The sequence below is a fragment of the Avibacterium avium genome (assembly GCF_900454535.1).
GTDB classification, from domain to species: domain Bacteria; phylum Pseudomonadota; class Gammaproteobacteria; order Enterobacterales; family Pasteurellaceae; genus Avibacterium; species Avibacterium avium.
The window spans coordinates 1,310,920-1,335,149 of the sequence record NZ_UGSP01000001.1 but is presented as its reverse complement, the minus strand read 5'-3'; the positions used below and the strand labels follow the sequence as shown (position 1 = coordinate 1,335,149).

24 protein-coding genes are annotated in these 24,230 nt (G+C 42.1%); 9 read left to right on the top strand and 15 right to left on the bottom strand.

Annotated elements, in window-relative coordinates; translation table 11 throughout:
• Positions 1 to 40: 40 nt before the first annotated feature.
• Positions 41 to 1,510, bottom strand: coding sequence for a 4-hydroxy-3-polyprenylbenzoate decarboxylase (ubiD, locus tag DYC50_RS06585; protein WP_115249503.1), 1,470 nt, complete (start codon positions 1,508 to 1,510; stop codon positions 41 to 43).
• Positions 1,511 to 1,639: 129 nt separating this feature from the next.
• Between ubiD and smpB the strand changes: the two genes are divergently transcribed.
• Positions 1,640 to 2,122 carry an SsrA-binding protein SmpB gene (smpB, locus tag DYC50_RS06580; RefSeq protein WP_103853116.1) on the top strand — a complete coding sequence of 161 codons (483 nt, stop codon included), beginning with the start codon at positions 1,640 to 1,642 and terminating at the stop codon, positions 2,120 to 2,122.
• Between the two features lie 35 nt (positions 2,123 to 2,157).
• On the opposite strand, the gene grxD is transcribed toward smpB, so the two are convergent.
• The 5 genes from grxD to ompA form a co-directional block, all read right to left on the bottom strand.
• The gene (gene grxD, locus DYC50_RS06575) at positions 2,158 to 2,487 is read right to left on the bottom strand and encodes a Grx4 family monothiol glutaredoxin (protein WP_115249502.1); all 330 of its coding nucleotides are present in this window, start codon (positions 2,485 to 2,487) and stop codon (positions 2,158 to 2,160) included.
• Positions 2,488 to 2,570: 83 nt separating this feature from the next.
• Positions 2,571 to 3,344, bottom strand: a complete 774-nt coding sequence (locus tag DYC50_RS06570; RefSeq protein WP_115249501.1) for a TPM domain-containing protein — start codon at positions 3,342 to 3,344, stop codon at positions 2,571 to 2,573.
• A complete protein-coding gene (locus DYC50_RS06565) occupies positions 3,337 to 3,786 on the bottom strand; it encodes a TPM domain-containing protein (protein ID WP_115249500.1) in 450 nt (149 codons plus the stop codon). Before DYC50_RS06565 ends, DYC50_RS06570 begins: the two co-directional genes overlap by 8 nt.
• Positions 3,787 to 3,800: 14 nt before the next feature.
• Complete coding sequence (locus DYC50_RS06560; protein ID WP_115249499.1) at positions 3,801 to 4,382, bottom strand: LemA family protein; 582 nt, start codon at positions 4,380 to 4,382, stop codon at positions 3,801 to 3,803.
• A 96-nt stretch (positions 4,383 to 4,478) separates the two neighbouring features.
• Entirely contained in the window at positions 4,479 to 5,519 is a 1,041-nt protein-coding gene (gene ompA, locus DYC50_RS06555) for a porin OmpA (protein ID WP_115249498.1), read from the bottom strand.
• A 507-nt stretch (positions 5,520 to 6,026) separates the two neighbouring features.
• Between ompA and ydiJ the strand changes: the two genes are divergently transcribed.
• Genes ydiJ through hemH form a run of 3 tightly spaced genes read left to right on the top strand, consistent with a single transcriptional unit; the run spans position 6,027 to position 10,519 of the window.
• Entirely contained in the window at positions 6,027 to 9,122 is a 3,096-nt protein-coding gene (gene ydiJ / locus DYC50_RS06550) for a D-2-hydroxyglutarate dehydrogenase YdiJ (protein WP_115249497.1), read from the top strand.
• 9 nt (positions 9,123 to 9,131) lie between these two features.
• Positions 9,132 to 9,551, top strand: a complete 420-nt coding sequence (locus tag DYC50_RS06545) for a hotdog fold thioesterase (protein ID WP_115249496.1) — start codon at positions 9,132 to 9,134, stop codon at positions 9,549 to 9,551.
• Entirely contained in the window at positions 9,548 to 10,519 is a 972-nt protein-coding gene (gene hemH / locus DYC50_RS06540) for a ferrochelatase (protein ID WP_115249495.1), read from the top strand. Before DYC50_RS06545 ends, hemH begins: the two co-directional genes overlap by 4 nt.
• Positions 10,520 to 10,565: 46 nt before the next feature.
• Here hemH and ccmI read toward each other — a convergent pair whose 3' ends face one another.
• The 9 genes from ccmI to ccmA all read right to left on the bottom strand — a co-directional run bounded on the left by ccmI (position 10,566) and on the right by ccmA (position 17,397).
• On the bottom strand, positions 10,566 to 11,456 hold the full coding sequence (gene ccmI, locus DYC50_RS06535; protein ID WP_115249494.1) for a c-type cytochrome biogenesis protein CcmI: 891 nt from the start codon (positions 11,454 to 11,456) through the stop codon (positions 10,566 to 10,568).
• 3 nt (positions 11,457 to 11,459) lie between these two features.
• Positions 11,460 to 11,942 carry a cytochrome c-type biogenesis protein gene (locus tag DYC50_RS06530; protein WP_165779980.1) on the bottom strand — a complete coding sequence of 161 codons (483 nt, stop codon included), beginning with the start codon at positions 11,940 to 11,942 and terminating at the stop codon, positions 11,460 to 11,462.
• Positions 11,942 to 12,487: a DsbE family thiol:disulfide interchange protein gene (locus DYC50_RS06525; RefSeq protein WP_115249493.1), complete on the bottom strand. Its 546-nt coding sequence runs from the start codon at positions 12,485 to 12,487 to the stop codon at positions 11,942 to 11,944. Before DYC50_RS06525 ends, DYC50_RS06530 begins: the two co-directional genes overlap by 1 nt.
• A gap of 10 nt (positions 12,488 to 12,497) precedes the next feature.
• The gene (locus tag DYC50_RS06520; protein ID WP_115249492.1) at positions 12,498 to 14,456 is read right to left on the bottom strand and encodes a heme lyase CcmF/NrfE family subunit; all 1,959 of its coding nucleotides are present in this window, start codon (positions 14,454 to 14,456) and stop codon (positions 12,498 to 12,500) included.
• A complete protein-coding gene (gene ccmE / locus DYC50_RS06515; protein WP_103854200.1) occupies positions 14,456 to 14,971 on the bottom strand; it encodes a cytochrome c maturation protein CcmE in 516 nt (171 codons plus the stop codon). Before ccmE ends, DYC50_RS06520 begins: the two co-directional genes overlap by 1 nt.
• Positions 14,968 to 15,171, bottom strand: coding sequence for a heme exporter protein CcmD (gene ccmD, locus DYC50_RS06510; protein WP_115249491.1), 204 nt, complete (start codon positions 15,169 to 15,171; stop codon positions 14,968 to 14,970). Before ccmD ends, ccmE begins: the two co-directional genes overlap by 4 nt.
• An 83-nt stretch (positions 15,172 to 15,254) precedes the next feature.
• Positions 15,255 to 15,998, bottom strand: a complete 744-nt coding sequence (locus DYC50_RS06505; protein WP_115249490.1) for a heme ABC transporter permease — start codon at positions 15,996 to 15,998, stop codon at positions 15,255 to 15,257.
• 40 nt (positions 15,999 to 16,038) lie between these two features.
• Positions 16,039 to 16,704 carry a heme exporter protein CcmB gene (gene ccmB, locus DYC50_RS06500; RefSeq protein WP_115249489.1) on the bottom strand — a complete coding sequence of 222 codons (666 nt, stop codon included), beginning with the start codon at positions 16,702 to 16,704 and terminating at the stop codon, positions 16,039 to 16,041.
• Between the two features lie 45 nt (positions 16,705 to 16,749).
• Positions 16,750 to 17,397: a cytochrome c biogenesis heme-transporting ATPase CcmA gene (gene ccmA, locus DYC50_RS06495; protein WP_115249488.1), complete on the bottom strand. Its 648-nt coding sequence runs from the start codon at positions 17,395 to 17,397 to the stop codon at positions 16,750 to 16,752.
• Positions 17,398 to 17,928: 531 nt separating this feature from the next.
• On the opposite strand from ccmA, the gene leuA reads away from it, so the two are divergent.
• The 5 genes from leuA (at position 17,929) to DYC50_RS06470 (ending at position 24,219) form a co-directional block, all read left to right on the top strand.
• Positions 17,929 to 19,482 (top strand): 2-isopropylmalate synthase, encoded by a 1,554-nt coding sequence (gene leuA / locus DYC50_RS06490; RefSeq protein ID WP_115249487.1) that lies wholly within the window; start codon positions 17,929 to 17,931, stop codon positions 19,480 to 19,482.
• 11 nt (positions 19,483 to 19,493) lie between these two features.
• Positions 19,494 to 20,570 carry a 3-isopropylmalate dehydrogenase gene (gene leuB, locus DYC50_RS06485; protein WP_115249486.1) on the top strand — a complete coding sequence of 359 codons (1,077 nt, stop codon included), beginning with the start codon at positions 19,494 to 19,496 and terminating at the stop codon, positions 20,568 to 20,570.
• A 277-nt stretch (positions 20,571 to 20,847) separates the two neighbouring features.
• Positions 20,848 to 22,260, top strand: a complete 1,413-nt coding sequence (leuC, locus tag DYC50_RS06480) for a 3-isopropylmalate dehydratase large subunit (RefSeq protein ID WP_115249485.1) — start codon at positions 20,848 to 20,850, stop codon at positions 22,258 to 22,260.
• Positions 22,261 to 22,269: 9 nt separating this feature from the next.
• Positions 22,270 to 22,872 (top strand): 3-isopropylmalate dehydratase small subunit, encoded by a 603-nt coding sequence (gene leuD / locus DYC50_RS06475; RefSeq protein WP_115249484.1) that lies wholly within the window; start codon positions 22,270 to 22,272, stop codon positions 22,870 to 22,872.
• Between the two features lie 105 nt (positions 22,873 to 22,977).
• The gene (locus tag DYC50_RS06470) at positions 22,978 to 24,219 is read left to right on the top strand and encodes an O-antigen ligase family protein (protein WP_115249483.1); all 1,242 of its coding nucleotides are present in this window, start codon (positions 22,978 to 22,980) and stop codon (positions 24,217 to 24,219) included.
• The last annotated feature ends 11 nt before the right edge of the window (positions 24,220 to 24,230 follow it).

The following is a 24,230-nucleotide window of genomic DNA, read 5'->3' as shown; positions in this document are numbered from 1 at the left end:
AAAAATATACGGTAAAAATCACCGCACTTTCTAGCTAGATTTAGCTAAAAATCTGTAAACTTTCCCAAATTTCGTCCACGCGTTTGACTACTTCAGGATCTTTTTTAATAGGCACACCCCACTCGCGGTTAGTTTCGCCGGGCCATTTATTGGTGGCGTCAATGCCCATTTTAGAACCTAGCCCTGCAATAGGCGAAGCAAAATCCAAATAATCAATGGGCGTGTTTTCCACAATGGTGCAATCGCGCGCAGGATCGCTACGCGTGGTGATCGCCCAGATCACGTCTTTCCAATCTCTGGCGTTAATATCATCATCACACACGATAACAAACTTGGTATACATAAATTGACGTAAGAAAGACCAAACGCCCATCATTACACGCTTGGCGTGGCCGGCATATTGTTTCTTCATCGTTACCACCGCAAGACGGTAAGAGCAACCTTCAGGCGGTAAATAAAAATCTACAATTTCAGGGAATTGCTTTTGCAAAATCGGGATAAACACTTCGTTTAACGCTTCGCCCAAAATCGCTGGTTCATCAGGTGGACGCCCTGTATAAGTGGAATGATAAATCGGGTTTTGTCGCATTGTAATATGGGTAACAGTAAACACCGGGAAATACTCTTGCTCATTGTAATAGCCCGTGTGATCGCCATAAGGCCCTTCTAATGCTGTTTCATTGGGATCAATATAGCCTTCCAACACGATCTCCGCACTGGCTGGCACATCAAGATCGTTACTCACCGATTTCACCACTTCCGTTTTGTTGCCACGCAACAATCCTGCAAAAGCATATTCAGAAAGGCTATCAGGCACAGGCGTTACGGCCGCCAAAATCGTTGCAGGATCAGCGCCTAATGCCACAGAAACAGGAAAAGGTTTATCAAGGTTTTGCTCTTTCCATTCTTGAAAATCTAATGCGCCCCCACGGTGCGAGAGCCAACGCATAATCAATTTATTTTTGCCAATCAACTGTTGGCGGTAAATCCCCAAATTTTGCCGTTTTTTATTCGGCCCTTTGGTAATGGTTAGCCCCCAAGTGATAAGCGGTGCGATGTCATCTTTCCAGCATTGCATAATCGGCAAGCGGTATAAATCCACGTCATCGCCACTGAGTACAATGTCCTGACAAGGTGCTTTGCTTAACACTTTCGCGGGCATATTTAGCACTTGCTTATATTGCGGTAAGGTTGTCCATAAATCTTTAAACCCTTTTGGCGGTTCAGGTTCTTTAAGGAAAGCCAGTAACTTCCCCACTTCACGCAAGGCTGACACATCATTCTGCCCCATTCCTAACGCCACCCGCTTTGCTGTGCCAAATAAGTTGCACAATACGGGAATATCAAAGCCTTTCGGGTTTTCAAATAATAACGCTGGCCCACCAGCCCGCAAAGTGCGGTCGGAAATTTCGGTCATTTCTAAATAAGGATCAATTTCTTGCGTAATGCGTTTTAGCTCACCTTGCGCTTCCAACAGCTGCAAAAAATCGCGTAAATTCTTATATTTCATAAATGGTTACTCAATTTAAACGTTTGTTTCTCATTGTGATAAAGATCGCTTAGCAACGCAAGGGCTTTTGCGATTTTTCCCTAGATTAGGTAAAATACATAACAATTTTATTAGAATACCTTAACGAAAATGACAAAGAAAAAACCAAAACAGACATCAAATACCATTGCCTTAAACAAGCGCGCTAGACACGAATATTTTATTGAAGATGAAATTGAGGCAGGCCTTTCCTTACAAGGCTGGGAAGTGAAATCAATGCGTGCGGGCAAAGCTAATATTAGCGACAGCTACATTATTTTTAAAAATGGCGAAGCCTATTTATTTGGTGCGACTATTCAGCCGTTAAGCGTGGCATCAACGCATATTGTGTGTGACCCAACGCGTACGCGTAAGTTATTGTTAAAACAACGAGAATTAGCTTCACTCTTCGGCAAAGCAAACCGTGATGGCTTTACCATTGTTGCCCTTTCTCTTTATTGGAAAGGCCCTTGGGCAAAAATTAAAATTGGTGTCGCGAAAGGGAAAAAACAACACGATAAACGTGATGACATTAAAGATCGCGAATGGAAAGTTGCCAAAGATCGTATTATGAAAAATGCGATGCGAAATTAATAAAAAAACCTGACAATCTGTCAGGTTTTTTCATTTTATTGTTGTGGATGACGTGCTGCCACTTCACTTAATAAGGTTTGTAATTCGCCTTGTTGATACATTTCTAAAATAATATCACAACCACCAATTAACTCACCTTCTACCCATAACTGTGGGAACGTTGGCCAATTTGCATAAGCTGGTAGCTCTGCACGAATATCTGGATTTTGCAAAATATCCACATAGCCAAAAGGCACTTTGCAATTCATTAGGGCTTCTACCGCTCTTGCAGAGAATCCGCAAGAAGGGAATTTCGGTGAACCTTTCATATAAATAAGAATAGGGTTTTCAGCAATTTGTTTTTTAATACGTTCTAAGGTTTCCATAATTATCCTCGTTTTGAATTAAGTGGGCTGATTGTAGCATAAGGGGCTTGAGATACCAATAACCCGAGTAAAATAATCGGGTATTACCAACTTCCGCCAGCCCCACCGCCACCGAAGCCACCACCGCCAAAGTCTCCGCCAGAACCGCCACCGAAGTCGCCTCCGCCGAAACCACCGCCAAATCCACCACCTCTGCGGCGAATAGTTGAAGTTCTACGCAAGATCTCACCATTATGGTTGGTTGTTGGGCTAATATAAGGCGTACGGCGCCAGTTTAGCTCACCAAAAAGCACTACTAGCATAAATAATGCAATCATTAGGATAGGAATGTAATCCGTCCATTCTGGCTCATCTTTTGCAGGATCATATTCTCCTTTGCTTGCTGCAATGATGTAATCCAATCCGCGATCAATGCCGAGTGAATAATGTCCTTGTTTAAAAGCAGGCGTAATCACATTACGGATAATTTGCGCAAGGAAAGCATCTGGCAATGCACCTTCAAGCCCCTGCCCTGTAGCAATAAAAATTTTGCGATCATTTACGGCAATCAGCATTAATACGCCATTATTAAGCTGTTTACGCCCAATCCCCCATTTATCACCCAACTCAAAGCTATATTGCGCAATATCATAATTTCCCGTAGTTGGAATTAATACCACCGCAATCTGCGAACTGGTTTCTTTAGAATAAGCAATCAGTTTATTTTCAAGTAATTGTCTTTCTGAGGGGGTTAAAGTCCCTGTGTAATCATTGACATAATGAAAAGGATTTGGTGGTGCAGGAAAATTAACGGCATAACTATTTATCGAGAAAAAAATACTGAAAAAAATCACCGCACTTTTTAGCAATTTAATCATTAATAATCACCTCATTATCCAATTCATTAATATCATCTGGTTGAATTGGGAAATGTTTTGCCAGTAATTTCGCCATATTTTCAATAATTTTCACTACGCCTCGCGTATAGATACCTTGTCTAAAATAGTCTGTCATTTCTACACATTGCTGCTGCCAGAAATCAGCTGCAACATATTGATCAATCCCTTTATCACCAATGATCGCACACTGCTGATCTTTATAAGCAATATAGATCAAAATGCCATTCCGTGCTTGGGTTTGATGCATTTCCAATTGCTCAAAAACAGATAAAGCCCGTGTAACACTGGCATTTTGGCTGTCAGATTTAGGCATATGACGTTCAATATATACCCGTAATTCTGCTGAACTTTGTTGCTCGAGGCGAACAATTGCCGCCTCGATTGCTTTTTTATCAAAAGGAAGTCTGGAAAATAATCCCATTTTTCACCGCTCTTTTAGTTAAAATTCACCACTGGCGCATTTTCTGAACCGGCTGATGATTTAAAATAAGGCTTTTCTTTAAAACCAAAAATCATTGCCGCAAACTTAGTAGGGAATTGGCGAATTTTTTGGTTATATTCACGCGCCGCTTCATTAAATTTATCACGAGCTACATTAATGCGATTTTCCGTGCCTTCTAATTGTGCTTGTAAATTCATAAAGCCTTCGTGCGCTTTAAGATCTGGATATTTTTCTACAGTAACTAACAGGCGAGATAAGGCTGATCCCACAGAATTTTGTTGTTGCTGGAATTGCGCTAACTGTTCTTCTGTCATATTGCTTGGATCAATTTTTGTTTGGCTTGCTTTTGCACGGGCTTCCATGACACCTGTTAAGGTTTCTTTCTCAAAATTAGCCTGACCTTTTACCGTATTCACAATATTTGGAATGAGATCTGCACGGCGTTGGTATTGCGATTCTACGTTTGCCCACACAGAATCAATTTTTTCTTCCGCTTGTACCAAACCATTATAACTTGTGATTAGCATAAAACCGGCAATCACTGCGATGATAATTGCGATAATCCACTTTTTCATTTTTCACCTATCAAATAAAAGTTATGAAGTATAAATAACAAAAGACCTAAACTTGCGTTTAGGTCTTTTTCTTAAAGGTTTAAATCACGAATAAAATTATTCTTGACCTTTAACTGCGATTTCTACACGACGATCGTCAGCTAAACAAGCGATTAATGCTTTACGACCTTTAACAGAATCACATTTAACGCCAGTTACTGGGTTTGCTTCACCGTAACCAGTTGCAGAGATAGCGTTTTGAGAAACACCTTTAGATACTAAGTAGTTAGCAACTGTTTCTGCACGACGTTGTGATAATTTTAAGTTAGATGCTTCTGAACCGATACGGTCAGTGTAACCAGCTACTGCAACGTTTGCAGATTTTAATTGTGCGATTTCACCGTAGATACCATCTAATGTGTTTTGCGCTTCTGGACGTAAGTTAGATTTACCGAATGCGAAAGTTACATCAGAGCTTAAAGAGAAAGTTTTAGAAACTTCTTTAGGCGCTACGAATGGAACACCTTGACCGAAACGGTAAGATAAACCAGCTGTTACAGAACCGATGTTTGGAGTGTAGTCTACACGGTGACCGTTTTGTTCTAAACGACCAACACCTTGTACCCATTGATATTCAACGCGTAATGCTAACTCTGGTAATGATGGAAGGTTATATTCCACACCAGCTGCAAATACTGGAGATACTTTTAAGCTGTGCGCATCTGCACCTAAAAGAGTTGCATTTTGAGCAACACCTTTTTTGTTTTTGTAGTCAGAGCGGATTAATGCTGCACCAACACGACCATAAACATCTAGGCCTTCTAATACTGGGTAGCTAGCTTTTAAGCTTAAGTGCGCACCGTGGTTAGTGTGTTTAGCAACTGTAACACCTTTGTTACGTAATTTTGCACGACCGAAATCATCATAACCAACTTCAACAGCTAAGTTATCAACGATTTGGTAACCACCGAATACACCGTAAGTTACAGAATTACGTAAAACACCGAATGTTGCATTGTTTTCTAAACGACCGTAACCATCGTGGAAAGATGCCCAACCAGCTTTAGCACCTGCATAGAAAGTGCCTGCTTGTGGAGCTGCTTGTACTGATGCTGCTGCTAAACCAGCGATAGCTAATGCGATTGCAGTTTTTTTCATTTGGATGATCCTCTATTATTTAGTCATCATTAAATTAAAAATAAACGTTGATTTAGTTATTAAAACTAAAAAAACCTAAAACACCGTCTAAGTGTGTTTTCTGATCTTAAACGCTTTTTATAAAAAAACAAAACTTTTTTATAAAATTAATGTCAGTTAAATAGCCTAAAAAGGAAATAACCTTTGTTCTATCACTTAAAGAAAGGCTAGAACCCATTCAGATTTCTTATTTAACCTAAACTTTAAGTGGTTATATTATCGACCTGATAAAAAAGAAAATCAAACGATTTTTAGCCCATTAGCTTATAATTTAAACAATTAAATCGTTTTAGCCCTATTTTTCCGTAGTAAAAACCACATTTAGATGAACATTTTTTAAACAGGTTTTTTATTGTTTTACTCCCTATCTCACTCAATTTACGGCAAATTGTCCCTGTGTGTTTTTGGTAGAATATGCTAAAATTTCCTTCATTTGATCGATTATGGGCCAAAAATTAAGAGTTGATTATGCTACCTTCATTAACTGATATTCCACAATTATCCCCTTTAGTTTCAGATTATCTCAATGAATTAAAACGCCAACATTTTACCGGCGATATTGCTTCAAGCTATGCGGATCGCTTAAGTCTTGCAACGGATAACAGTGTTTATCAGCAACTGCCACAAGCCATTTTATTCCCTAAAAATACGGCAGATGTGGTGCGCCTCACTAAACTCGCTCAAAAAGAAAAATACCTCTCGCTCACCTTTACCCCTCGCGGTGGTGGTACAGGCACCAATGGGCAAGCCTTAAATAATAATATTATTGTGGATCTTTCCCGTTATATGACGAAAATTCTTGAACTCAATGTACAAGAGCGTTGGGTAAAAGTGCAAGCAGGTGTGGTAAAAGATCAACTGAATCAATTTTTGAAACCTTATGGGCTGTTTTTCTCGCCTGAATTATCCACCAGTAACCGCGCGACACTAGGTGGAATGATCAACACCGATGCCTCAGGACAAGGCTCATTGCGTTATGGCAAAACCTCCGATCACGTTTTAGGTTTGCGTGCTGTCTTAATCGATGGTGAAGTAATTGATACCCACGCGCTGAAAACCGCAGATTTCGAGCAATCATTACAGCAACAACCGCTTTCTCAGCGCAGCCGTCATTTACATCAAGAAATTTTCCAGCGTTGCCAACAAAAACGCCCTGAAATCTTACGTGATTTGCCACAGCTTAATCGCTTTTTAACCGGTTACGATCTCAAAAATGTATTTAATAATGACGAATCTGAATTTAACCTTTCACGCATTTTAACAGGTTCAGAAGGCTCGCTTGCGTTTATTTGTGAAGCGACTTTAGATCTCACGCCAATCCCACAATATCGCACATTAATTAATATAAAATACCGCTCTTTTGATGCCGCGTTGCGTAACGCACCTTTTATGCTCAAAGCCAATGCCCTTTCGGTAGAAACGGTGGATAGCAAAGTGCTAAACCTTGCCAAACAAGACATCATTTGGCACTCCGTGAGAGATCTGCTTACTGAAGATCAAGAAAACCCAATTCTTGGCTTGAATATTGTGGAATATGCTGGCAACAGCAAAGCCCTGATTGAAAAACAAGTTGCACAACTTTGCGCCCAGCTTGATGAGAAAATTGCGCAAAACCAAGATGATATTATCGGCTATCAAGTTTGCAGCGACTTGCCTTCCATTGAGCGTATTTATGCGATGCGTAAAAAAGCCGTAGGCTTGCTCGGTAATGCGAAAGGTGCGGCTAAGCCCATTCCTTTTGTAGAAGACACCTGCGTGCCGCCTGAACATCTTGCCGATTACATCAGTGAATTTCGTGCGCTGCTCGATGCCCATCACTTAGAATACGGCATGTTCGGCCACGTTGATGCTGGCGTGCTACACGTTCGCCCTGCCCTTGATCTATGCGACAAAGAACAAGTGAAACTGTTTAAAGAAATTTCCGATCAAGTGGCAGATCTAACACACAAATACGGCGGACTAATTTGGGGGGAACACGGCAAAGGAATGCGCTCGCAATATGCCGAAACCTTTTTCACGCCTGAATTATGGCAAGAACTGCGTTACATCAAAACCCTGTTCGATCCGCAAAATCGCCTAAATCCGGGTAAAATTTGCACCGCACTTGACAGCGAACAAGCGCTTTACTCTATCCTATCGCCAATGCGCGCAGATCAAGATCGCCAAATTCCAATTCAAATGAAAGCAGAATTTTCTGGCGCAATGAACTGCAACGGCAATGGTTTATGTTTTAATTTTGATGTAAACAGCACAATGTGTCCGTCAATGAAAGTGAGCAAAAATCGCTTGTTTTCACCGAAAGGACGTGCTGCGATGGTGCGTGAATGGCTGCGTTTGCTAGCTAATCAAAATATTTCTGCCGATCAGTTAGATTTTCGCCAAAGCCAAATGAAACTCAGCGATTTTGTGGCTAAAATTCGCCATAGCCTGCAGAAAGCGCGTGGCGAATATGATTTTTCTCACGAAGTGAAAGCCGCGATGGATACCTGTCTTTCGTGCAAAGCCTGTGCAAGCCAATGCCCGATAAAAATTGATGTGCCGAGTTTCCGTGCCAAGTTCTTGCATTTTTATCATCAACGTTATGCTCGCCCAATCAAAGATTATGTGGTGTCAAATGTGGAACTGGTTGCGCCTTATATGGCAAAAGCACCGAAATTTTTTAACTTTTTCACCGCAGCTAAAATCACCCAACCACTGGCACAAAAAGCCTTAGGAATGGTGGATTTGCCTTTATTAAGCCAACCGAATTTGCAACAGCAATTAGTCGCCCTTAACTATCAAGGTTTGCGTTTAGAACAGCTAGAAAAGTTAAGCGAAACCGAAAGACAAAATATGCTGCTTATCGTACAAGATCCTTTCACCTCTTATTATGATGCCAAAGTAGTAGCGGATTTTGTGGCGCTAACCCAAAAGCTCGGCTATCGACCAATTTTGCTGCCATTCAAACCCAATGGCAAAGCACAGCATATCAAAGGCTTCCTCACTCGCTTTGCTAAAACGGCGAAAAATCAAGCAGAATTTTTAAATCGAATGGCGAAGTTAGGCATTCCTTTAGTGGGTGTAGATCCTGCTATTGTGCTGTCTTACCGTGATGAATATCGTGAAATTTTAGGCGCAGAACGTGGCGATTTCCAAGTGCTTACCGCCCATCAATGGCTAAAAAATCAACTCCATTCTGAGCAATTCGCACAGGGAATAAAAAATTCACAAAAAAACCACCGCACTTTACCAGAAGAACAACAATGGCATTTATTCCCTCATTGCACTGAATCCACAGGGCTGCCAAATAGCCCTAAAGAATGGCAAGAAATCTTTGCCGCCTTTGGACAACCATTACAAGTGGAAACCGTGGGCTGCTGCGGAATGGCGGGTACATTTGGCCACGAAACACAACATCTTGCAATGTCGAAAGCGATTTATGCTAGCTCGTGGGAGAAAAAACTGGCTGGCAAAAATCCTGATTATTGCCTTGCCACAGGCTATTCTTGCCGCAGCCAAGTGAAACGCTTGGAAAAATGGCAACCAAAACACCCAGTGCAAGCCCTCTTAACCTTACTTAACTAGAATAAAACAATGAAAATTTGGAAAAAACACTTTACTTTAGAACAACTTAATCAATTTAACGCACATTGTGCCGTAGCCCATTTAGGCATTCAATTTAGCGCCCAAGGGAACGATTGGCTAGAAGCCACAATGCCTGTTGATCAGCGCACCACTCAACCAATGGGCTTTTTACACGGCGGAATTTCTGCAGCGTTGGCGGAAACCGTTGCGTCAATGGCAGGATTTTGCTGCGTAGAAGAAAAGCAAGCTGTGGTTGGATTAGAGATTAACGCCAGCCATCTTCGCCCTGTGCGTGAAGGCCTGGTAACCGCCAGAGCCACCCCTATTCGCTTAGGCAAAACCACTCAATTTTGGCAAATTGACATTAAAGATCAAGCGGATAAACTATGCTGCTTTGCAAAACTCACATTAAGCGTGGTGAATCAATGAACAGACAAAAAATCGGCGTCATTCTTGCTAACTTAGGCACGCCAGACGCTCCAGAACCCAAAGCCCTTTCACGCTATTTATGGCAATTTCTCACCGATCCACGCGTGGTAGATCTACCCCGCTGGCAATGGTGGCCGCTATTAAAATGCGTGATTTTACCTCGCCGTTCCAGACGTGTGGCAGAAACCTACCGCAGTGTTTGGACAGAACAAGGCTCGCCATTATTGCTGATTTCTAAACAGCAACAGCAACAATTACAGCACTATTTCGATCAACAAGGCATTAATGCTCTTGTGGAAATTGGAATGACTTATGGCAATCCTTCAATGCAAAGTGCGGTGGAAAATTTACTCAAAAATCAAGTGGATAAAATCATTGTGCTGCCGCTTTATCCGCAATACAGCAGCACTACAACGGCAGCAGTATTGGATTGCTTTGCCCAATCATTAAAATCCATTCGTGGGCTTGTTCCGTTTGAGTTTATCCATTCTTATCATCTTGATGAACAATATATTGATACACTTGCACAATCTATTAAAGCTAAAATGAAACCCGATGAATTCCTGCTCTTTTCTTATCACGGTATTCCATTACGTTATGAACAAGAAGGGGATTATTATCGCGAGCATTGTAAACAAACCACCATCGCCGTGGTAGATCGCCTTGGACTAAAAGAAAACCAGTGGCAACTTTGCTTTCAATCCCGTTTCGGCCGTGAAGAATGGCTGCAGCCTTATACAGATCATTTTTTACAAAATGCCACAAAAAACCAAGGCATTGAAAAAGTCGCCGTCATCTGCCCTGGTTTCTCTGCGGATTGTTTAGAAACGTTGGAAGAAATTGAAGTAGAAAACCGCGACATTTTCCTGCATAACGGCGGAAAATCTTTCCAATATATCCCTGCCCTTAACGCAGAACCCGCTCATATTGAAATGATGGCCAAACTCGTACTTGCGAGGATTAGCTAAGCAAGGGGTAAAAAAGGGGCTAAATTAGATTTGCCCCTTCTTTTTTCTACTCCGCCTTTTCCTTTTCTTCTTGTGCATCGCGGGCGGCGCGGATGCTTTTTTCAAGCAGGGCGACTCTTGGATCGTTTTCGGGGATTAGGCGTAACATCATCGCCCAAGTTACTGCGGCCATTTTGTATTCTTCGTTTTCAAAATATTGGAACGCGAGTAAACCAAGGGCTTGTAGGTTGCTGTGATCTTTGCGCAGAACGCCTTTGAGCAAATCCATTCCTTTGTTCTTATCCGTTTGGTCATCGGAAAACATTAAAATGCGCGCATAGGAAAGCTGATATTCGATATTTTCAGGATCTAATTTTACCGCACGGGCGTAGCTGTCATAGGCTAAACGTGCCTTATCCAGATTCATTGCAATTTGCCCAAGCGTCCACCAGTCCGCCGCGTTGTTGGGTTCTTTTTGCAATTTTAAGCGCAAGGCGGTGGCAAATTGTTGCAATTCTTGGTCGCTCATTGGATTGCTTTCTTCTTCCTTTAAACGTTCATAAAAGTGCGGTAGTTTTTGCAAGGTGTTTTCCATCATTGCTTCTTGTTGCCACGCCCCCGCTTTCATATAGCCTAAGCCCGCTAAAATCGCCAATGTCAAGAAGCCCGATACAAACCAAATTTTGCCGTATTGCTTGCGATCTTGTGGCTGCGGTTCGCTTTCGGGAATATCTTGTAATAAGGATTGCTGTAATTCCGTACGTAACTGCGAGGCGTTTTCAATTAAACCTTGCTGTTCATCTTCTTCAATTTCTTTCAAGCGATTGAAATAAAAGGCTTTATTTAGCTTGTTACGCTTGTTGCTGTCAAGCGCTTGTTTGCCTGAAAATAATAAAGGATAAAAACAAATTAGCGCCACAATAAGGGTGATCGCAAAACTGATAAGCCAAAAATTCATTATTTATTCCTTATCCTTTAATAATTGTTGTAAACGTTGCTGTTCCGCTTGGGTTAAATTTTCATCATTAATTTGCACCGCACTTTGTTTTGCCTGTGGTTGTTTTTTCGGTTTACGGCGTAACACTAAAATGCCGCCGAACAGCACAAGGCAAACTGGCACAGCCCAAAGTAACACCGTAGCCGGTGTGAGCGGTGGATTGTAGGTAACAAAATTGCCGTAACGTTGTACCATATAATCCACCACTTGCTGTTTGCTTTGCCCTTGGCTGAGCAATTCATAGACTTTCTCACGCATATCCACGGCAATGGTGGCGTTGGAATCAGCAATATTATTGTTCTGACATTGCGGGCAACGTAGCTCTTGGGTTAGGCTTTGGTAATCCTGTTCCTGCTGCGCTGAAGCAAAATTTCGCACTTCAATGGCTGCCTTTGCCGTGATGGCACAAAATAAAAGTGCGGTGAAAAAATAAGGAATTTTTCGCATTATTTTTGTTCCATTAATTTTTGATAAATTGGCTGCAAGGTGCTTTGCCATACTTTTTCGTTCACGTCCCCTGCATAGCGATAATGAATGATACCTTTGCCATCAATAATGAAAGTTTCTGGCGCGCCATATACACCCAAATCCAGCCCGAACGATCCTTTTTCATCTTTAATCACAAGCTGATAAGGATTGCCCAGATCTTTCAGCCATTTAATGGCTTTGTCCGTTTTATCTTTGTAATCCACACCGATAATGGTTACCCCTTGTGAATGGAGCTGATTCAAATATTGATGCTCTGCATAGCAAGTGGGACACCAAGTCGCCCACACATTCAATAAGATCGGTTTACCTTGTTGGAAAATGCCTTGATCGTGCGTTTTATTCTCAAACAGATCTTGAAAAGTTGCTGCTGGCACGGGCTTGCCCACTAAAGCACTTTCCAAGGCTTTAGGATCATCACCGTTGGAATTCCGTTGTAATTGCACGAAAAAGGCGATGGTTAGTGCTAAAAATAAAATCAAAGGAATAGCATATTTTTTATTCATCACGACCTTCTTATTCTGTTTGAGCTTTGGTTAATAACTGTTTGAAACGGTAACGTCTGTCAAGCATACAGAGCAAGCCACCTAACGCCATAAATACGCCGCCGAACCAAATCCAACGGATAAACGGTTTGTAGTATAAACGCAATGCCCACGCGCCATTGCCAAGGCTTTCGCCTAATGCCACATAAAGATCGCGACTAAAGCCCCAGTCAATCGCTGCTTCTGTCATTGACATTTTACTCACGGTATAAAAACGTTTTTCAGCATATAATGTAGTTTCATATTTGCCGTTTTTGCTGATTTCAATTTCCGCTTTGCCGCCGAGATAATTCGGGCCATTGGCATCACTAATGCCTTGGAATTTGAAATCATAACCCGCAATGTCAATGCTATCGCCCACGTTCATTCGCACATCACGTTCAATGCTGTAGTTTTGGCTAAAGGCAATGCCCCAAACGGTCATCGCTACACCAAGATGCGCCAACACCATTCCCCAATGGGAACGAGAAAGTTTGCTTAGCCCCACAAAGAAATTGTGGCGGTGCGTGGCGCGCTGTTGTAATTCGTATAATGCCAATACAGTGATAATCACCGACATCATCACGCCAAGCACGGAGGTTGCGGTGATACGATCTTGTAACCAATAAGGCAGCACAAAACCAGCAATTAGCATCAAAATTAGGCTGATAATCACTGGCGTTCTAATGGCAGAAAATTGATCTCTGCGCCATTTCACCAAAGGCCCAATGCCAAGTAATAAGGCAAAAGGAATCATAATGTATAGGAACATTTGATCGAAGAACGGTGCGCCAATAGAAATACTACCCAAGCCAAGTTGTTTATGCACCAAAGGCAATAATGTACCTAAAAAGACCACCGCAAGCGCGGTCATTAATAGGATATTATTGAGCAATAACATTGTTTCACGGGAATAACGCTCGGCGTTATCTCTTGAGCGAATTCGGTTGCCTTTGTAAGCATACAGGGTGAGCGAGCCGCCAATCACCACGATCAAATAAGCCAAAATATAAAGCCCACGGGTTGGATCGGACGCAAAAGCGTGAACAGAAACCAAAATGCCCGAGCGCACAAGGAATGTACCGAGCAAGCAAAGGGAAAAGGCTAAAATCGCGAGTAATACTGTCCAAGCCTTAAACGAGCCACGCTTTTCGGTTACCGCAAGAGAATGTAATAATGCCGTTCCTGCCAACCAAGGCATTAGTGACGCGTTTTCTACTGGATCCCAGAACCACCAGCCGCCCCAGCCAAGTTCGTAATACGCCCACCAAGAGCCGAGAACGATCCCTAAGGTTAAGAAAACCCAAGCCGCCATTGTCCAAGGGCGCGACCATCTTGCCCAGGCGGTGTCTAGTTTGCCTGTCATTAATGACGCAATGGAAAAGGCAAACGCCACGGAAAAGCCCACATAGCCCATATAAAGTAACGGCGGGTGGAAAATCAAGCCGACATCTTGTAACAGCGGATTTAATTCTCGCCCCTCCACAGGGAAATCAGGGAAGGTGCGATCAAATGGGTTGGAGGTAAATAAGACAAAAATTAAGAAACCAATGGTAATCACGCCCATTACCCCCAGCACACGTGCGACCGCTTCTTGCGGTAATGGCTTGCTGAAAAAGGCAACCGCTGCACTCCATAAAGTAAGCAACCAAATCCATAGCAATAGCGATCCTTCGTGCGAGCCCCACACGGCGGATAAGCGGTAAGCCAACGGCAAGTTGGTATTAGAATTATTCACCACATATTGCACGGAAAAATCGTTGGTGGCGAATAAATAAAATAAACTGGCAAAGGCTAAGGTTAGGCTGAAAAATAGCCCATAAGTCATTGGGCGCGCCAAAGCCATTAGCTGCGCGTTATTTTTTTCTGCGCCATATAAAGGGAAAAACGCCAACAGTAGGGAAACGCCCAAACTCAAGGCTAACGCATAGTTTCCTAATTCTGCGATCATTATTTACCTTCTTGTTTTTCTTGACGATCACGCTCGCTTTCGCCCGTTAAATCTGAAATACCCATTGGTTTATGCACTTTTTTCATTTGCTCACCTAATTCTGGCGGCACATAATTTTCATCGTGTTTCGCTAACACTTCACTTGCTTCCAACAGCGTTGGTGTTTTTAGCACGCCTTGTGCCACAATGCCCTGCCCTTCACGGAATAAATCGGGCAAAATACCTTCATATTCCACGGTGATCGAAGGCCCAATATCGTTGAGATCAAACACCACTTTCAGGCTTTTGTCATCACGTTTCACCGTGCCTGCCACCACCATTCCGCCAACACGGATACGCTGCCCTACTTTCGGTTTGGTTTCTGCATCGTCATTTTTACCGTAGATCACTTCCGTTGGGGTGTAAAATAAATCAATATTTTGACGCAACGCATACAGCACCAGTGATGACGCCACTGCCACGCCAATTAATACAAATAACACAATGGTTAAGCGCGATTTACGTCTTGGATTCATAGGCTTTCTCCTGTTCTGCGATTTTGTTCATATTGCGCGCGTTGTTGTTCGCGTTTAATTTCACTAATAAGTTTTTTCTTGCTCATTACGCCTTGCAAGATCAAACCTGCAATGGCTAAGAAAGAAACGCCATAAGAAAGCCAAACGTAAAAACCGTAGCCCCCCATATTCAGAAAATCACTCACAGATTCAAAAAACATCATCTTATCCTTATAAAATTAAAAATTCTTGAAAAAACCACCGCACTTTATTTTTACGAAAACGAAAGTGCGGTGCAAATTGGTTAAATTTTTTGCTGACTGACTAACGCTTTCACCCAAGGGCGTTTTTTCTCATCATTTAATAACGCTAAGCGGTAACGCACTAAGGTTAAGCAAATGGTTAATGCCATAAAACCGAAAATCGATAAAATTAATGGAATTAGCATTGGCGTGGCGATAGACGGCTTTTCAAATTTTGTGATGCTCGCCCCTTGGTGCAAGGTGTTCCACCATTCCACTGAAAAGTGAATAATTGGAATATTGATCACACCCACAATAGATAAAATCGCTGCCGCTTTCATTCCTGTTGTGCGATCTTGGAATGCGGAATACAGCGCAATTACGCCTAAATATAAGAAAAATAAGATTAATGATGCGGTGAGGCGCGCGTCCCACACCCACCAAGTTCCCCACATTGGTTTGCCCCAAATTGCGCCTGTTGCCAAGGCGATAAAGGTGAACACCGTGCCGATTGGCGCCATTGCGATAATAGAAAGATGCGCTTGGCGAATTTGCCACACCAAACCAATCACGCCCGCAATCGCCATTGAAACATAAATGCTCATTGACCAAATCGCCGCTGGAACGTGGATATACATAATGCGAAAGCTGTTGCCTTGCTGATAATCTGCTGGCGCATACGCCAAGCCCCAAACTAAAGCGGTGCCAATTAATAAGGTTGAAAGCACCACAAACCAAGGAATAAATTTTCCGCATAAATGGTATTGGGTTTCTGATTTGGCATAAGGGTGAAGCCATTTCCACATAATCAATCTTTCCTTTAATCAAAAAATAAAAACTTGTGCCTTATTCAAGGCTAATTCGTAATGCCCCCGCAATGGCAAAAGGCGATAAGGTCAGTGCCGCACATAACATTGCGCCCAAAATAGCAAGTTGCCCGTTATAAGGCAAGGCAAGCGCGGCGGCTTCAAGGACGGACGCAGAAAAAATCAACACTGGAATAAATAAAGGTAACACTAATAAACTCAGCAACACGCCGCCTTTGCGCAGCCCAACAATGAGCGCCACACCGATCGCGCCAAGGCAGCTTAAAATCGGCGTGCCGAGTAATAAAGTTAGCACCAACGCCCACCAAATATGGCTATCCAAAGAAAGCAATAATGCCGCAATGGGTGAAAGTAAAATGAGCGGCAAGCCGGTTAATAACCAATGCGCCACCACTTTCGCCAAAGCGGTTAAGGCTAAATGTTGTGAGCTGAGCATTAATTGCTCCAGCGAGCCGTCAATAAAATCATCGCGAAACAAACGTTCAAAAGAAAGCAAGGCAGAAAGCAGTGCTGCCACCCAAGCCACACCAGGGGCGATTTCTGCCAGCAATTTCGGCTCAGGCCCGATAACCAGCGGAAATAGGGTGATGATAATCAAAAAGAACCACAACGGATTAAGAATTTCCGTTTGTTTTCGCATTGCAATGCGAAGTTCTCGTTTGATGATTTGACTAAATATTCTCATAAAAACTGCTCTATTTTTCTACCGCACTTTTATCGCACTGTTGTTCTACTCGGCTGTATTGGCTTTGTATTTTTCTAAATCAAGGCGTTGCAAGGCTTGGCTTGGGATTTCCTGATGGCTGGTTAAAATCACCATTCCCCCATTGGCAACGTGCCGTTCAAACAGTTGGGTTAAAACGCCCACGCCTTTTTTATCAATGGCAGTGAAAGGCTCGTCTAAAATCCATAGCGGTGCTTGCGACAGCCATAAACGAGCAAGGGCAATGCGTCTTTGCTGCCCTGCGGAAAGTTGCCCTGCAACAATGTCTTCGCGCCCAATCAAGCCCACTTTTTCTAGCGCTTGCCAAAGCGCCTCTTCCCCTTGCTGACATTGACTAATGGCTTGATAAAATTTCAAATTTTCCCAAGGGGTCAACTCTGGCTTAATGCCTGCGTGATGGCCTAAATACAACAGTTGGTAATAATAATCTTCGCGGCATTGTTTGATCGCCTGCCCATTCCAACACACTTGCCCTGCCAAAGGCGGTGCAAGGTCAACTAAAATGCGTAACAAGCTGGTTTTGCCAATGCCGTTATGTCCTTCAATCTGCACAAAATCACCACTTTGCCAAGTAAGCGATAAATCCGTAAACAGGGTTTTATCACCACGCTGGCAGGCAATTTGTTCGAGCTGTAATTGATTGATTATTGACATAAAATTCACCTATAAGGAAAAGTGCAGTGATTTTATCACAAGGGCATAGGTGAGCGTAGTTATTCCACAAAAGAAAAACTAACTCTTTCGTAGTATTTATAGGTGGTTATTGATTTAACGCAAAAATTGCTTTTTGGTGTTTGGAGAAAAAAATGTAATAAATTTTATCCACGCCATTTCTAAAAAAGTGCGGTATAAAAAAGTAAACTTTTTTTCCATCTCGGGATATTTATCTTTTTACTATCAAAATAACAGTGTATTAATCTAATTCAAATTCTTGTAAATCGTTTACTTTGGATAAAAATGCTAAAATTTTGTTTGACAGTTTGTTTTTAACGAGTAAGATAAAACTCGTTTTCAAGAAGGATTATGTTTTATGTTTACTCGTGTTTTGCTCTCACTCCACCTGCTTCTCTCACAGTTTTTGTGCGGCTAGCTTGTGGATGAAAAACACCAAGGTAAAAACTTCCCAAATTTGACCCGCACTTTTTAGGCGGGTTTTTTTATATCTTCAAAATGAAAGGACAGATTATGCAAGATCAAGTGATTATCTTTGACACCACCTTACGCGATGGTGAACAAGCGTTGAAAGCCAGTTTGACAGTAAAAGAAAAATTACAAATCGCTTTTGCCCTTGAGCGTCTTGGCGTGGACGTAATGGAAGTGGGCTTCCCAGTGTCTTCCGCGGGGGATTTTGAATCCGTCCGTACCATTGCGGAAAACATTAAAAATAGCCGAGTTTGTGCCTTATCACGCGCGGTAGATAAAGATATTGATGTGGCGGCAGAAGCGTTAAAAGTGGCAGAAGCCTTTCGTATTCATACTTTCATTGCCACTTCCGCCTTGCACGTTGAAGCTAAATTACGCCGCACGTTTGATGATGTGGTAGAAATGGCGATTAACGCCGTAAAACGCGCGCGCCGTTATACCGATGATGTAGAATTTTCTTGCGAAGATGCAGGGCGTACAGGCATTGATAATATTTGTCGTATTGTGGAAGCTGCCATTAAAGCAGGGGCGACCACAGTGAATATTCCTGATACCGTGGGTTATTGCTTGCCAATGGAATATGGCAATATTATCGCTAATGTAATGAACCGTGTGCCGAATATTGATAAAGCAGTGATTTCTGTGCATTGCCACAATGATTTGGGTATGGCAACAGCAAATTCATTAACTGCGGTACAAAATGGCGCGCGACAAATTGAATGTACGGTAAATGGTATTGGTGAGCGTGCAGGTAACACCGCTTTGGAAGAAGTGGTAATGGCGATTAAAACGCGTCAAGCCTTGTTTGGCGTGGATACACGCATTAATACGCAGGAAATCCACCGCGTCAGCCAAATGGTTAGCCAATTATGCAATATGCCAATTCAGCCAAATAAAGCCATTGTCGGCTCGAATGCTTTCGCCCATTCTTCGGGCATTCACCAAGACGGTATGGTGAAAAATAAAAACACCTATGAAATTATGTCGCCAGAAACCATCGGCTTGAAAAAAGAAAAATTGAATTTGACTGCCCGTTCTGGTCGTGCGGCGGTGAAAAACCATATGGATTCAATGGGTTATCAAGAAAATGAATATGATTTGGATAAATTATACGAAGCTTTCTTAAAACTCGCCGATAAAAAAGGCCAAGTGTTCGATTATGACTTAGAGGCCCTTGCCTTTATTGATATGCAACAAGGCGATGAAGATCGCTTAACCTTAGACGTGATTACTTCACAAATGATCAGCCATTTGCCTGCTTCCGCCTTTGTGCAAGTGGAACTAGACGGTGAGAAATTAAGCCAAGTATCCAGCGGCGGTAATGGCCCTGTGGACGCAGTGTTTAACGCTATCTTGAAAATCACCAATATTGATTTAAAAATGTTGAACTATAACTTAACCGCGAAAGGGGAAGGGGCTGAAGCGCTCGGGCAAGTAGATATTGTGGTGGAACATAAAGGACGCCGTTTCCACGGTGTGGGCTTGGCAACGGATATTGTGGAATCTTCAGCGCGTGCGCTTATCCACGCCATTAATGCGATCTACCGCTCGCATAAAGTAGAAAATTTAAAATTAAGCAAAAATGCAATTAATTAAGGAGTGATGTGATGAAAAATTATAATGTCGCCGTATTAAGTGGCGATGGCATTGGCCCAGAAATTATGGCTGAAGCCATTAAAGTGCTTGATGCTGTACAGAAAAAATACGGTTTTCAACTTAACTTTCGCCATTTTGATGTGGGCGGTATCGCCATTGATAAACACGGCACGCCATTGCCAGCAGAAACTTTAAAAGGCTGCGAAGAAAGCGATGCAATTTTATTTGGTTCAGTGGGAGGGCCTAAATGGGAAAACTTACCACCAAATCAACAACCTGAACGTGGCGCATTATTACCGTTGCGTAAACACTTTACCCTATTCTGCAACTTACGCCCTGCAACCCTATACAAAGGCTTAGAAAAATTCTGCCCATTGCGTGCAGATATTGCGGCGAAAGGCTTTGATATGGTAACCGTGCGTGAATTAACAGGCGGGATCTATTTCGGTCAGCCTAAAGGCCGTGAGGGCGAAGGGAAAAACGAAAAAGCCTATGATACGGAAATCTATCACCGCTATGAAATTGAGCGTATCGCCAAAGTGGCCTTTGAAACCGCAATGAAACGCACTAAACACGTTACTTCAGTAGATAAAGCCAACGTATTGATCAGTTCTACCCTATGGCGTGATGTGGTGGAAGAAGTGGCAAAAGACTATCCTGAAGTAAGATTGGATCATATCTATATTGATAACGCCACGATGCAATTAATCAAACAACCTGAATTTTTTGATGTGTTGCTCTGCTCAAATATTTTCGGCGACATTATTTCTGATGAATGCGCAATGATCACGGGATCAATGGGAATGCTTCCTTCCGCCAGTCTAAACGAACAAGGTTTCGGTTTATACGAACCCGCAGGCGGCTCAGCCCCTGACATCGCTGGCAAAGGCATCGCCAACCCAATCGCACAAATTCTTTCAGCCGCAATGATGTTGCGTTATAGCTTTGATCTCAATGACGCCGCCACAGCAATAGAAAGTGCGGTGAAAAAAGTGCTAGAAAATGGCTACCGCACCGCAGATCTTGCAGATGAAAGCGCGCCTGTTTCAACAGAAGAAATGGGAGATCTTATTGTGGCTGAGATTTAAAAATCTCCCCCTACCCCTCCTTATCAAAGAGGGGGGAATTGATAAGTGAAATAGCTTAGTTACTTTCTATCAATAAGGGATAAATAAGAGAAATTGATGATGAAATCTCCCCCTAGCCCCCTCTTTATTAAAGAGGGGGAATTGATAAGTGAAAGAGCTTAGTTATTTTTTATCAATAAGGGATAAATAAGAGAAACTGATAATGAAATCTCTCACGAGATCCCCCCTCTTTGATAAAGAGGGGGTTAGGGGGAGATTCTAAACAAGAGATAATAGAATGACTAAAAAAACCCTATACGACAAATTATTCGATGTCCACATCGTTTACGAATCAGAAGGCGAAACACCGATTTTATACATCAATCGCCATTTAATTCACGAAGTAACCAGCCCACAAGCCTTTGACGGATTGCGTGTTGCCAATCGCCAAGTGCGTCAAGTGGGTAAAACCTTTGGTACAATGGATCACAGCATTTCAACACAAGTGCGTGATGTAAATAAATTAGAAGGACAAGCCAAAATCCAAGTATTAGAACTTGCCAAAAACTGTGCCAATACAGGGATTGAATTGTTCGATATGAACACCAAACAACAAGGTATCGTTCACGTTATGGGGCCAGAGCAAGGTTTAACCTTACCGGGAATGACTATCGTATGTGGGGATTCCCACACTGCCACGCACGGCGCATTTGGCGCATTAGCGTTTGGGATTGGTACATCAGAAGTGGAACACGTTCTTGCTACCCAAACCTTAAAACAAAGCCGTGCTAAAAATATGAAAATTGAAGTGCGTGGCAAAGTTGCCCCAGGGATTACGGCAAAAGACATAGTGCTTGCTATTATCGGCAAAACCACAATGGCAGGTGGCACAGGACACGTTGTAGAATTTTGCGGTGAAGCCATTCGTGATCTTTCTATGGAAGGAAGAATGACCGTTTGCAATATGGCCATTGAACTTGGTGCAAAAGCAGGATTAATCGCACCAGATGAAACGACATTTGAATACTTGAAAGGTCGCCCTTATGCCCCGAAAGGCAAAGATTGGGACGATGCGGTAGCTTATTGGAAAACCTTGAAAACCGATGAGGACGCAGAATTTGACACAGTGATCGTATTAGACGCGAAAGACATTTCACCACAGGTAACTTGGGGAACGAACCCAGGGCAAGTGATCGGCATTGATCAAACCGTGCCAAATCCCGCTGAAATGAATGATCCTGTGGTTCGTGCTTCTGCCGAAAAAGCCTTGGCTTACATTGGCTTAGCCGCCAACACCGATTTAACCCAAGTGCCTGTAGATCAAGTGTTTATCGGCTCTTGTACCAACTCCCGCATTGAAGATTTGCGTGCGGCAGCAGCGGTAATGAAAGGACGCAAAGTGGCTGAAAATGTGAAACGGGTGCTAGTTGTACCGGGTTCAGGCTTAGTTAAAGAGCAAGCGGAAAAAGAAGGCTTAGATAAAATTTTTATTGAAGCAGGAGCGCAATGGCGTAACCCGGGCTGTTCAATGTGTTTAGGAATGAATGATGACCAATTAGGCGAATGGGAACGTTGTGCTTCCACCAGTAACCGTAACTTTGAAGGTCGCCAAGGGCGTAACGGACGGACGCATTTAGTCAGCCCCGCAATGGCAGCGGCGGCGGCAGTGTTCGGCAAATTTGTTGATATTCGTCAAGTGGAATTACTTTAAGGAGAAATTATGGCAGGCTTTAAACAGCATTCAGGCATTGTCGTGCCTTTAGATGTGGCAAATGTGGATACCGATGCCATTATTCCAAAACAATTTTTGCAAGCCATCACCCGCGTAGGGTTTGGCAAGCATTTATTCCACGAATGGCGTTATCTCGATGCAGCAGGCACGCAGCCTAATCCTGATTTTGTGCTGAACTACCCGCAATATCAAGGGGCAAGCATTTTATTGGCACGCAAAAATCTTGGCTGCGGCTCATCTCGCGAACACGCCCCTTGGGCATTGGCAGATTATGGTTTCAAAGTGATGATCGCCCCAAGTTTTGCGGATATTTTCTATAACAACAGCTTGAACAACCATATGTTACCCATCCGTTTAAGCGAAGAAGAAATCGAAGAAATCTTCCAATGGGTGTGGGCAAATCAAGGGGCGAGCATTGATGTAGACTTAGAAAAAATGACCGTAACCGTAGGTGAAAAAGTCTACCCCTTTGAACTAGACGAATTCCGCCGCCACTGCCTATTAAATGGCTTAGACAACATCGGACTCACCCTCCAACACGAAAACGCCATTGCAGAATATGAGAAAAATATTCCTGCGTTTTTGAGATAAACTTAAGGCTGACACAACGTCAGCCTAATTTTTACCGCAGCACTAGCAATCTTAACCATTTTCACGCATACTTAAACCCAGAATTTTTCATTTGGGTTATGATTTATGCTTAATAAACGTTATTCTTTTGGTTATTTATTTGTAAACACTGCTGTTTCAATTTATTTTTTATCCATCTTTCTTTTTAAGCGTAGCTATAACATTGCTCCCGCCTTACTCATTTTAGCAGCACTGATTCTTTTTATAACAAGTAAAGAAAGAAAAAATATCTTTAAATTTAATAACGAACAAAAGACATTAGCGTTCAGTTATCTTTTCTACTTTGCAACACTTGCATTTTCTGTATTATTCCATCACGGAAAATTAAACGAATTAGATAATCCTAGTCGCATTTTGCTATTCTTACCAATCATTCCATTATTAGTTAATTACAAACTTAGCTTTCATATTTTAATAAAAGTTATTCCTTTCTCTGCCTTATTAGCTGGAGTTATTGCACTTATTCAGCGTTTTTATCTTGGGTATGAACAAGCATATAGTAATGTTATGCATATTCAAGGTGGTGATATGGCTATGAGCTTAGGTGTTTTTTCAATTTGTATTAGTCTATATTTTTGGACAAATAAAAATAAGAAATTTGCCCTATTCATATTATTCTGCGCATTAATGGGAATGTTAGGAAGCATTTTATCCACAGCTCGTGGTGGCTGGATTGGTGTACCATTTATACTGGCTTTCACCTTATATATTTATCGCAAAAAACTGCCTAAATATTTCTTTCCTATCCTATTTTCTGCAATTTCAACATTTGTTGTTATTGTTTCTCTCACCAACACGGGAGGCATTATTGATCGCATCAATGCGGCTAAAGCAGATATTACGCAATATGTGAGTAGCGAAAACACTTCTACTTCTGTTGGTGCACGTTTCGATATGTGGAAAGCCTCTTGGATTGCGATTCAAGAAAAACCTATTTTAGGTTGGGGCAAACAAGGTATTTACGACAAAAAACAAGAACTTGCAAAAGAAGGCATTATTAGTGAATATGCAGCAAGTTTCGTGCATAACCACAATCAATTTATTGATGATACAGTAAAAAAAGGGCTAATTGGACTTATAGCCTTATTATTTGTTTTTATTGTTCCTTTACGCTTTTTTATTAGCAACTTAAAAACAGATAATCCAGAACTATTATGCCTTTCTAGTTTGGGGATCATTCACGTTATATCTACAATGTTTTATAATTTTTCACAAAGTTTCTTTAGCCATAACTCAGGAAATATTTTCTATTTCTTTTTGATTGTGATTTTTTATGCTGCTATTAAAGTGCTAAAGAATAAAAATTAAGACATAAAAAT